Origin of the sequence: Nocardioides sp., assembly GCF_036401255.1 — a bacterium.
In the GTDB taxonomy this organism is placed as follows: Bacteria; Actinomycetota; Actinomycetes; order Propionibacteriales; family Nocardioidaceae; genus Nocardioides.
Map to the genome: position 1 here is coordinate 1 of NZ_DASWVI010000096.1, position 9,334 is coordinate 9,334.

A 9,334-nucleotide genomic window follows, 5' to 3' on the forward strand; every position below is an offset into this window, starting at 1 on the left:
GGTTTCACCGGCCGACCGGTGAAACCCGCACGACACGCCGGGGGCCCACGGCGTGTCGCGCGGGTTTCGGCTGACAAGTCGGGGCGGAACCGCTGAGGGAGCTCCCGTCCGATGTCGGTGGCCAGCGCCATGCTGAGGACATGACCGCGGTGACGCTCTTCCTCGCCCTGCTCCTCGGGCTCGCCCTGGGGGCCGTGCTCGGCGTGCTGTGGGCGCGCTCCCGGCGCCCGTACGTCGACGGGCTGCTCGACCAGGCCGAGGTGATGCAGGGCCTCGACCGTCTCAGCGACCAGATGCACCACCTCGACCGGGCCCGCGCGACCTGGCAGGGCCACTTCGACGCCCAGGTCGACCAACTGCAGCGTGAGACCCGGTCGCTGTCGACCGCGCTGCGCAAGCCGCAGGTGCGCGGCCGGTGGGGCGAGCTGCACCTGCGCCGGGCAGTCGAGCTGGCCGGCCTGGTGGACCGGTGCGACTTCAGCGAGCAGGTGCGCCTCGACGACGGGGCCCGGCGCCCCGACCTGGTCGTCCACCTGGTCGGCGGCCGCACGGTCGTCGTCGACGCCAAGGTGCCGCTCGACGCCTACCTCGACGCGACGTCGACCGACGACGAGGAGCAGCACCGCGCCCACCTGCGCCGTCACGTGGCCCAGCTGCGCACCCACATCGAGGCGCTGGGCTCCAAGCAGTACTGGCGCTCGCTCGAGGAGAGCCCGGAGTTCGTGGTGCTGTTCGTGCCGGCCGAGTCCTTCCTCGCCGCGGCCCTCGAGACCGACGCCGGCCTCATCGAGCACGCGGCGGCCCGCCAGGTCGTGCTCGCCACGCCGACCACGCTCATCGCGCTGCTGCGCACGGTCGCCCACGGCTGGAGCCACGAGGCGCTCGCCGACCAGGCCCGCGAGATCCACCGGCTCGGACGCGAGCTGCACGAACGCCTGACCTCGATGACCGGCCACCTCGACCAGCTCGGCCGCTCGCTCAACGCCGCCGTCGGCCACTACAACACGACCGTGGGCTCCCTGGAGACCCGCGTGCTGGTCAGCGCGCGCCGCTTCGGCGACCTCCCCGGCCCGCGACAGGTGGAGACGCAGGCGCGCTCCGTAGCACCCGCCGAGCTGCGGATCGTGGACCGGCGCGCCGCCGACGACGACCCGGGCGGGGACCATACCGTGGCCCTGTGAGTCAGCGGGCGAGCCGCACCCTCTGGGAGGAGGGTCACGAGCCGGGGCGACAGGTCGTCGCGCTCGGACTGGCGCTCGCCCTCACCGCGGTGGTGCTCGACCAGTGGGTCGTCGGCCACGTCGGCCTGCTCTTCGACGTCTGCTTCGTGCTGCTCTGCGTCGCCACGGCGCTCGCGGTCCGGCCCGCGGACTTCTTCACCGTCGGGGTGCTGCCCCCGATGCTGATGGTGGTCGTCTTCACCCTGCTCGGCGCCACCCGGCCCGACACGATCGCCGACCCCGAGGACGGGGTCGTGCAGGCGGTCGTCTCCGGCCTGTCCCACCACGCGGGCGCGCTGGTCACTGGCTACCTGACCTGCCTGGCGATCCTCGCCGTACGCCAGAAGGTGCTGACTCAGGCCTCGAAGCGTCCGGCGTCGCCGGCGCCGACGCGCACGACCTCGGGGTAGCCCTCCGACCAGTCGACGACGGTGGTCGGCTCGGCCAACGTCTCGCCGGCCTCCACGACGACGTCGACCTGGTGGTCGAGCTCCTCCTTGATCTCCCAGCCCAGGCTGCGCGGCTCGGTCTCGCCGGGGAGGATCAGCGTGCTGGTGAGCATCGGCTCGCCGAGCGTGTCGAGCAGCGCCTGGTCGAAGACGTGGTCGGGGATCCGCACGCCGACCGTGCGCTTCTTGGGGTGCATGAGCCGGCGCGGCACCTCCTGGGTGGCCGGCAGGATGAACGTGTAGGGGCCGGGCGTGGCGGCCTTGATCGCGCGGAACGCGGAGTTGTCGAGCTTCACGAACTGCCCGAGCTGGGCGAAGTCCTTGCACATCAGCGTGAAGTGGTGCTTCTCGTCGAGCCCGCGGATCCGCAGGATCCGGTCGCGGCCGTCGCGGTTGCCGAGCCGGCAGCCCAGGGCGTAGCCGGAGTCGGTCGGGTAGGCGATCAGCTGGTCCTCGCGCAGCGCCTCGGCGATCTGCTCGAGCAGCCGCGGCTGCGGGTTGACGGGGTGGACGTCGAGGTAGCGGGCCATCGTCGGTGGGCTCAGATCCGCCCGGCGGCCTTGAGGTCGCGGCGCAGCTCCTTGGGGAGCGCGAAGATCAGCGACTCCTCGGCGCTGTGCACGGCCCGCGCGTCGGGGTAGCCGTGCTCGGCCAGGAACGACAGCACGCCCTGCACCAGCTCCTCGGGCACGCTGGCGCCCGAGGTCACGCTGACCGTGCGGACGCCGTCGAGCCAGGCCTCGTCGATCTCGGAGGCGTCGTCGACGCGGTACGCCGCGCGCGCCCCCGCCTCGAGCGCCACCTCCACCAGCCGCACCGAGTTCGACGAGTTGCCCGACCCGACCACGATCACGAGGTCGGAGTCCTGGGCGATCTCCTTGACGGCCAGCTGGCGGTTCTGGGTGGCGTAGCAGATGTCGTCGCTCGGCGGGTCCAGCAGGTCGGGGAACCGCTCGCGGATCGCGGCCACGGTCTCGAGGGTCTCGTCGACCGACAGTGTGGTCTGGGAGAGCCACGCGACTCGCTGGGGGTCGCGGACGGTGATCCCGGCGACGTCCGCGGGACCCTGCACGAGCTGGATGTGGCCCGGGGCTTCGCCCGCGGTGCCCTCGACCTCCTCGTGGCCCGCGTGGCCGATGAGCAGGATGTCGTAGTCCTCGCCGGCGAACCGCTTCGCCTCGTGGTGGACCTTGGTGACCAGCGGGCAGGTGGCGTCGATGGTCTTCAGCGACCGCTCCTCGGCCTGCCGGTGCACCTCGGGCGAGACACCGTGCGCGGAGAAGACCACGGTCTGCCCCTCGGGGACCTCGTCGAGCTCCTCGACGAAGATCGCGCCCCGCGACTCCAGGTCGGCGACCACGTGCTTGTTGTGCACGATCTGCTTGCGCACGTAGACCGGGGCGCCGTAGAGGTCGAGCGCCTTCTCGACGGTGATCACGGCGCGGTCGACACCGGCGCAGTAGCCGCGTGGTGCCGCGAGCAGGACGGCCTTCTCGGCCTCCTGCGGCGACAGGACGGGCGGCATGCCGATCTCGGTGCTCATGCCCGCCAGTCTAGAGACGTCGGTGTGATCCCCTAATCTCGCGGGCATGGCCCTGGAGACCTCGCTCGAGTCGCCGGCCCCGGTGCGGCAGATCGCCAACGCGATCGCCGGCTGGGTCGACCGGCTCGGCGCGGTGTGGGTGGAGGGCCAGGTCGCCCAGGTGAGCCGCCGCCCCGGCATGAACACCGTCTTCCTCACGCTGCGCGACGCGGTCGCCGACATCTCGATCCCGGTCACCTGCTCGCGCACCCTGTTCGACGGCCTCAACCCGCCCCTGGTCGAGGGCGCCAGCGTCGTGCTGCACGCCAAGCCCTCCTACTACGCCAACCGCGGCACGCTGTCGCTCTACGCCCGCGAGATCCGGATGGTCGGCCTCGGCGAGCTCCTCGCGAGGCTCGAGCGCCGCCGCCAGCTGCTCGCGGCCGAGGGCCTGTTCGCCGCCGAGCTCAAGCGACCGCTGCCGTTCCTGCCGGGCACGGTCGGCCTGGTCACCGCGCCCAACAGCGCCGCCGAGCGTGACGTGCTCGAGAACGCCCGCCGCCGCTGGCCCGCGGTCGCGTTCGAGGTCGCGTACGCCGCGATGCAGGGCCCGCGCTCGGCCAGCGAGGTGATCGAGGCGGTCGAGCGCCTCGACCGCGACCCGGCCGTCGAGGTGATCGTGATCGCCCGGGGCGGCGGCTCGGTCGAGGACCTGCTGCCGTTCTCCGACGAGGCGCTGATCCGGGCCGTCCACCGGGTCCGCACACCGGTCGTCTCCGCGATCGGCCACGAGCCCGACTCCCCGCTGCTCGACCTGGTCGCGGACGTGCGGGCCTCCACGCCGACCGACGCCGCCAAGCTCGTCGTGCCCGACGTCGCCGAGGAGCAGCGCAACGTCGCCCGCGCCCGCGACCGGATCCGCGGCGCACTGGCCGGGTGGCTGGCCCGCGAGCAGGCCGGGCTCGACGCACTGCGCTCCCGTCCGGCGCTCGCCGACCCGCGCACGCTCCTCGACGCCCGGCGCGACGAGGTCGACCAGCTGCGCGACCGGGCCCGGCGCTGCCTGGGCCACGCCCTCGACCGCGCCGCCGACGACATCGGCCACCAGCGGGCCCGCGCCCGGGCCCTCTCCCCGCTGGCGACGCTGCAGCGCGGCTACGCCGTCCTGCAGGACGCCGACGGGCACGTGATCACCTCGGTCGCGGACGTGACGGCGAAGCAGCAGATCGCCGTCCGCGTCGCCGACGGGCGCATCCACGCGACCACCACCCGCACCGAGCCCCTCGAGGGGCAGAGCGAGGAGCACGATGGCTGAGAAGAAGACCGCAGCGCAGACCCCGTCCTACGAGGCCGCCCGCGAGGAGCTGGTCGAGGTGGTCCGCACGCTCGAGGCCGGCGGCACCACCCTCGAGGAGTCGCTGGCGCTGTGGGAGCGCGGCGAGCGGCTCGCCACCATCTGCCAGGACTGGCTCGACGGCGCCCGCGCGCGCCTGGACGCCGCGATCGAGGCCGACGAGGCCTGACCGCGGCCGGGCCTACGGCGTGAGTTCGGCCGTCGTGAGCGACTCGACCAAGGCGCGCAGCTCGTCCTCGCTCGCCGAGCCGTAGACCAGGACTGTCTCCTCGCCCAGCTGGGCGGCGAACGCGTGGTCGCCGCCGGGGTCGGAGAACGTCTGCCAGACCGGCGCCACCGAACCGTCGACGTGGACCTCGTCGCCCTCGGTGGCGTCGCCGCCGACGTAGGTGTCGACGAGGTCGTCGACGTCACGGTCCTCCTGGTGCAGGCCCGCGAACCGATCGTCGGCGGTGGTCATCGCGAGGTCGAGCACCGGCCGGTCGCCCGGGGTGAAGCTCGCGTCCTTGACGTACCAGCCCTCGGGCAGCCTCGGCGGGTACGCCGGGGTCAGGCCCGCCTGCTGGACGCTGGTGACCAGCGCGAGGTAGTCGACGTGCTCGGGCTCGTAGGTCGGCGTCTCCCGGAACGTGCCACGGACCAGCACGATGGCGAGCACCGCGACCACCAGCACGAGGATCGAGCCGATCAGACCGCCGGTGGTCCGCGGATAGCGGCCGGGCCGGCCGGTCGGGGTCGTGTCGCTCACCGCGCCATCCTCGCAGTCGGACCGCTCGTCTAGCCTCGCCGGGTGCCGCTCGTCGCCTTGATGATCGACGGGGTGCCGCTGGCGGCGCTCCTGGTCCTGCTGGCGACGGCGTACGCCCATCCCTCCGCCCGCGTCGAGCTCGCGCTCGGCCTGCTCGCGGTCGCGATGGTGCTCCCGACCGGCATCCTCAGCCGGGCCGAGATCGCCGCGACCCTGCGCCACCTCGGGCCGGTGGTGGCGTTCCTGGTCACGATCCTGGTGGTCGCCGACGTGTGCGCCCGGGCCGGGCTGTTCGCGGCGGCGGCCGCGCGGGTGCGGGCGGCGAGCGGTGGCCGGCCGGCGCGGCTGTTCACCGGGGTGTTCCTGCTCGCCGCGGCGATCACGGCCGGGCTCAGCCTGGACGCCACCGTCGTGCTGCTCACGCCGGTGGTCCTGACGGCCGCGGCCGCGGCGGGGACCAGCCGCCGCCCCGGCGCCTACGCGTGCCTGCGGATGGCCAACTCCGCCTCGCTGCTGCTGCCGGTCTCCAACCTCACCAACCTGCTGGCGATGCCGCACCTCGACCTGACGTTCGGCGGCTTCGCGCTCGTGATGGCGCCGGTGCTCGCCGCCGTGCTCGTGGTGGAGTACGCCGCGCTGCGGCTGCTGTTCCGCCGCGAGCTGGCCGCCGCGGCCACCCCCGGGGGCGACGGGCCGGCGCCCGACCTGCCGCGGGTGCCGGTGGTGGTCGTGACGCTCATGCTCGTCGGCTTCGGCGCCGGGTCCCCGCTGGGCGTCGAGCCGTTCTGGGTCTCGACGGCGGCCACGCTGGTGCTGCTCGCCTGGGCCGGGCGCCGCCGCCTGCTGACCGCGCCGGAGGCCGTCCACGCCGCGCACCCGGCGTTCGCGGTCTTCGTGCTGTGCCTGGGCGTGGTGGTCGCCGCCCTGGCCGAGGGCGGGCTCGGGGACCTGATCGCGGCCCTGGTGCCGGGCGGGACGTCGTTCGCCGACCTGCTCGCGATCGCCGTGCTGGCCACCGTGCTCGCGAACCTGCTGACGAACCTGTCCGCCACGCTGCTCGTCGTCCCACTGGTTGCCCCGCTCGGCGACGGCGCGGTGCTCGCGGCACTCCTGGGCCTCAACATCGGCTCGGGCCTGACCTACACCGGCTCGCTGGCCAACCTGCTGTGGCGCCGGGGCCTGGTCCGGAGGGGCGAGCGGCCGTCGCTGCGCGAGTTCCACGGGGTCTCGCTGCTCGTCACCCCGGTGTCCCTGCTGGCCGCGGTCGCGGCCCTCTCCCTCGTCACGTGACGCAGATGCGGCGATATGTAGCGGAATCCTCCGCAGATGCGGCACGATGACCCCGTGACGACGTACCGCATCACGGAGGCCGCCGAGCTGCTCGGCGTCAGCGACGACACCGTCCGGCGGTGGGTGGACGCCGGCCGGCTGCCCAGCCGGCAGGAGGACGGCCGGAACGTCGTGCCCGGCCCCGAGCTTGCGGCGCTCGCGGAGTCGCTCGCCGACCACCCGGACCGGGAGGCGACCCGGGCGGCCGCGGTCAGCGCCCGCAACCGGCTGGCCGGGATCGTCACGAAGGTCACCAAGGACACCGTGATGGCCCAGGTCGAGCTGGTCTGCGGGCCCTACCGGATGGTGTCGCTGATGAGCTCGGAGGCCGCCGAGGAGCTGGGCCTCGAGCCCGGCGTGCGGGCCATCGCGTCGGTGAAGTCCACCAACGTCGTGGTGGAGCGCCCGTGAACCGCCCCGTGACCCGGCCCGTGACCCGCGCCCTGCGCGGACTGGCCGCGCTCGCGCTGCTCGCGCCGCTGGCCGCCTGCGGGGGCGGCTCGGACGAGGGGACCACGACGCTGACCGTCTACGCCGCGGCGTCGTTGACCTCCACCTTCGAGCGGCTCGGCCAGGAGTTCGAGCACGAGCACCCCGACGTCGAGGTCAAGCTCAGCTTCGGCGGCTCCGCCGACCTGGTGACCCAGATCCAAGAGGGCGCGCCCGCGGACGTCTTCGCCTCGGCCGACACCGCCACGATGGACCAGCTGAGCGCCGACGGTCTCGCCGCCGGCACGCCGCAGGACTTCGCGACCAACACGCTGGAGATCGCCGTGCCGCCCGGCAACCCCGCGCGCGTCACCGGCCTCGAGGACCTCGCGAAGCCCGGCGTCGACCTCGTCGTGTGTGCCCCCGAGGTGCCTTGCGGCGCCGCGACGCAGGCGGTCGCGGACCGGGCCGGCCTCACGCTCCACCCGGTCAGCCAGGAGCAGTCGGTGACCGACGTCCTCGCCAAGGTGACCGCCGGGGAGGCCGACGCCGGACTGGTCTACGTCACCGACGTCCGGGCCGCGGGCGACGACGTCGAGGGCATCGAGTTCCCCGAGTCGGCGTCCGTCGTGAACACCTACCCGATCGCGGCGGTCGAGGGCTCCGAGCATGCCGACCTGGCCCGGCAGTTCGTCGACCTCGTGCTGGGCGACATCGGCCGCCGGGTGCTCGGGCGGGCCGGCTTCGGTACGCCGTGATCCCGCGCTGGGTCTACCTCCCCGCCGCCCTCGGCGCCGGGCTGGTGGTCCTCCCCCTCGTCGGGATGGCCTCGCGGGTGGCCTGGGGCGACTTCGTCGGCCTGGTCACGTCCGACTCGGCGCTGACCGCGCTGTCGCTGAGCCTGCGCACCTCCCTGACGAGCACGCTGCTGTGCGTGCTGCTCGGCGTACCGATGGCGCTGGTGCTCGCCCGCACCGACTTCCCCGGGCAGGGCCTGGTGCGCTCGCTGGTGCTCCTGCCGCTCGTGCTCCCCCCGGTCGTCGGCGGCATCGCCCTGCTCTACACGTTCGGCCGGCGCGGGCTGCTCGGCGACGAGCTCGAGCTGCTCGGCCTCCAGGTCGCGTTCAGCACCACCGCGGTCGTGCTCGCGCAGACGTTCGTCTCGCTGCCGTTCCTCGTGGTCAGCCTCGAGGGCGCGCTGCGCAGCGCCGGGCAGCGCTACGAGGTCGTGGCCGCCTCCCTCGGCGCCGCGCCCACGACGGTGTTCCGCCGGGTCACGCTGCCGCTGGTGCTGCCGGGGCTGGCTTCGGGCGCCGTACTGGCCTTCGCCCGGTCGCTGGGCGAGTTCGGGGCGACCATCACCTTCGCCGGCAGCCTGGCCGGCACCACCCAGACGCTGCCGCTGTACATCTACAACCTCCGGGTCACCGACCCGGACGCCGCGGTCGCGATGTCGCTGGTGCTGGTCGTGGTCGCGGTCGTCGTGATCGGGGCCGCCCGTCAGGGCCCCCGTCGCCGGTGGAGCATCCGGTGAGCCTCGAGCTGCGGGCCATTGTCGCCGCGCGCGGTGTCGACGTGGCGTTCGACGTCGCGGCGGGCGAGACCGTTGCGCTGCTCGGGCCCAACGGCGCCGGCAAGTCCACGGTGCTCTCCGTGGCCGCCGGGCTGCTGCGCCCGGACCGGGGCGAGGTCCGCCTCGACGGGCGCGAGCTGACCGGCGAGCGACGGTTCGTGCCGCCCCACGACCGCCGGGTGGCCCTGCTCGCCCAGGACCCGCTGCTGTTCCCCCACCTCAGCGTGCTCGAGAACGTCGCGTTCGGGCCGCGGAGCCGCGGCGCCGGACGCCGGGAGTCCCACGCGGCGGCCCGGCGGTGGCTCGAGGAGGTCGACGCCGCGGACCTCGCGGATCGCCGTCCGGCCGAGGTCTCCGGCGGCCAGGCCCAGCGCATCGCGGTGGCCCGCGCCCTCGCCGCCGACCCTCGGCTGCTGCTGCTCGACGAGCCGATGGCGGCGCTCGACGTGGCCGTCGCCCCGGCGCTGCGCCAGACGCTGCGCCGGGTGCTCGCCGAGCGCACCGTCGTGCTGGTCACCCACGACGTCCTCGACGCGCTGCTGCTCGCCGACCGGGTCGTGGTGCTCGACGAGGGCCGGGTGGTCGAGCAGGGCCCCAGCGCCGAGGTGCTCGCGCGGCCGCGCAGCCCCTTCGCGGCCCGGATCGCCGGGCTCAACATGGTGACCGGCGCCTGGCGCGACGGCGCGGTCCACGGCCCGGTGGACGGCGCG

At 74.3% G+C, this 9,334-nt stretch carries 12 protein-coding genes; 9 read left to right on the forward strand and 3 right to left on the reverse strand.

Annotation, left to right across the window (positions count from 1 at the left end; genetic code table 11):
- Positions 1–140 precede the first annotated feature (140 nt).
- Both VGD85_RS04445 and VGD85_RS04450 read left to right on the forward strand, forming a co-directional pair.
- Complete coding sequence (locus tag VGD85_RS04445; protein ID WP_331062234.1) at positions 141–1,181, forward strand: DNA recombination protein RmuC; 1,041 nt, start codon at positions 141–143, stop codon at positions 1,179–1,181.
- Complete coding sequence (locus VGD85_RS04450) at positions 1,178–1,630, forward strand: DUF6542 domain-containing protein (RefSeq protein WP_331062235.1); 453 nt, start codon at positions 1,178–1,180, stop codon at positions 1,628–1,630. The genes VGD85_RS04445 and VGD85_RS04450 overlap by 4 nt, the downstream gene beginning before the upstream one ends.
- On the opposite strand, the gene VGD85_RS04455 is transcribed toward VGD85_RS04450, so the two are convergent.
- The gene (locus tag VGD85_RS04455; RefSeq protein WP_331062236.1) at positions 1,576–2,199 is read right to left on the reverse strand and encodes an L-threonylcarbamoyladenylate synthase; all 624 of its coding nucleotides are present in this window, start codon (positions 2,197–2,199) and stop codon (positions 1,576–1,578) included. The two genes, VGD85_RS04450 and VGD85_RS04455, sit on opposite strands and share 55 nt — an antisense overlap.
- 11 nt (positions 2,200–2,210) lie before the next feature.
- On the reverse strand, positions 2,211–3,212 hold the full coding sequence (locus VGD85_RS04460; RefSeq protein WP_331062237.1) for a 4-hydroxy-3-methylbut-2-enyl diphosphate reductase: 1,002 nt from the start codon (positions 3,210–3,212) through the stop codon (positions 2,211–2,213).
- Positions 3,213–3,258: 46 nt separating this feature from the next.
- Here VGD85_RS04460 and xseA point away from each other — a divergent pair, with 46 nt between their 5' ends.
- Complete coding sequence (xseA, locus tag VGD85_RS04465; protein ID WP_331062238.1) at positions 3,259–4,506, forward strand: exodeoxyribonuclease VII large subunit; 1,248 nt, start codon at positions 3,259–3,261, stop codon at positions 4,504–4,506.
- Positions 4,499–4,714 (forward strand): exodeoxyribonuclease VII small subunit, encoded by a 216-nt coding sequence (locus VGD85_RS04470; protein ID WP_331062239.1) that lies wholly within the window; start codon positions 4,499–4,501, stop codon positions 4,712–4,714. Before xseA ends, VGD85_RS04470 begins: the two co-directional genes overlap by 8 nt.
- Before the next feature lie 12 nt (positions 4,715–4,726).
- Here VGD85_RS04470 and VGD85_RS04475 read toward each other — a convergent pair whose 3' ends face one another.
- Positions 4,727–5,293, reverse strand: coding sequence for a DUF4245 family protein (locus VGD85_RS04475; RefSeq protein ID WP_331062240.1), 567 nt, complete (start codon positions 5,291–5,293; stop codon positions 4,727–4,729).
- A 42-nt stretch (positions 5,294–5,335) separates the two neighbouring features.
- Here VGD85_RS04475 and VGD85_RS04480 point away from each other — a divergent pair, with 42 nt between their 5' ends.
- From VGD85_RS04480 to VGD85_RS04500, 5 genes are all read left to right on the forward strand, one after another.
- Positions 5,336–6,583: an SLC13 family permease gene (locus VGD85_RS04480; protein ID WP_331062241.1), complete on the forward strand. Its 1,248-nt coding sequence runs from the start codon at positions 5,336–5,338 to the stop codon at positions 6,581–6,583.
- Between the two features lie 54 nt (positions 6,584–6,637).
- Positions 6,638–7,033 carry a helix-turn-helix transcriptional regulator gene (locus VGD85_RS04485; RefSeq protein ID WP_331062242.1) on the forward strand — a complete coding sequence of 132 codons (396 nt, stop codon included), beginning with the start codon at positions 6,638–6,640 and terminating at the stop codon, positions 7,031–7,033.
- Positions 7,030–7,809 carry a molybdate ABC transporter substrate-binding protein gene (gene modA, locus VGD85_RS04490; protein ID WP_331062243.1) on the forward strand — a complete coding sequence of 260 codons (780 nt, stop codon included), beginning with the start codon at positions 7,030–7,032 and terminating at the stop codon, positions 7,807–7,809. Before VGD85_RS04485 ends, modA begins: the two co-directional genes overlap by 4 nt.
- On the forward strand, positions 7,806–8,585 hold the full coding sequence (locus tag VGD85_RS04495; protein WP_331062244.1) for an ABC transporter permease: 780 nt from the start codon (positions 7,806–7,808) through the stop codon (positions 8,583–8,585). The genes modA and VGD85_RS04495 overlap by 4 nt, the downstream gene beginning before the upstream one ends.
- The coding region (locus tag VGD85_RS04500; RefSeq protein ID WP_331062245.1) for a sulfate/molybdate ABC transporter ATP-binding protein at positions 8,582–9,334 on the forward strand (753 nt) is incomplete at its 3' end. The genes VGD85_RS04495 and VGD85_RS04500, both read left to right, overlap by 4 nt.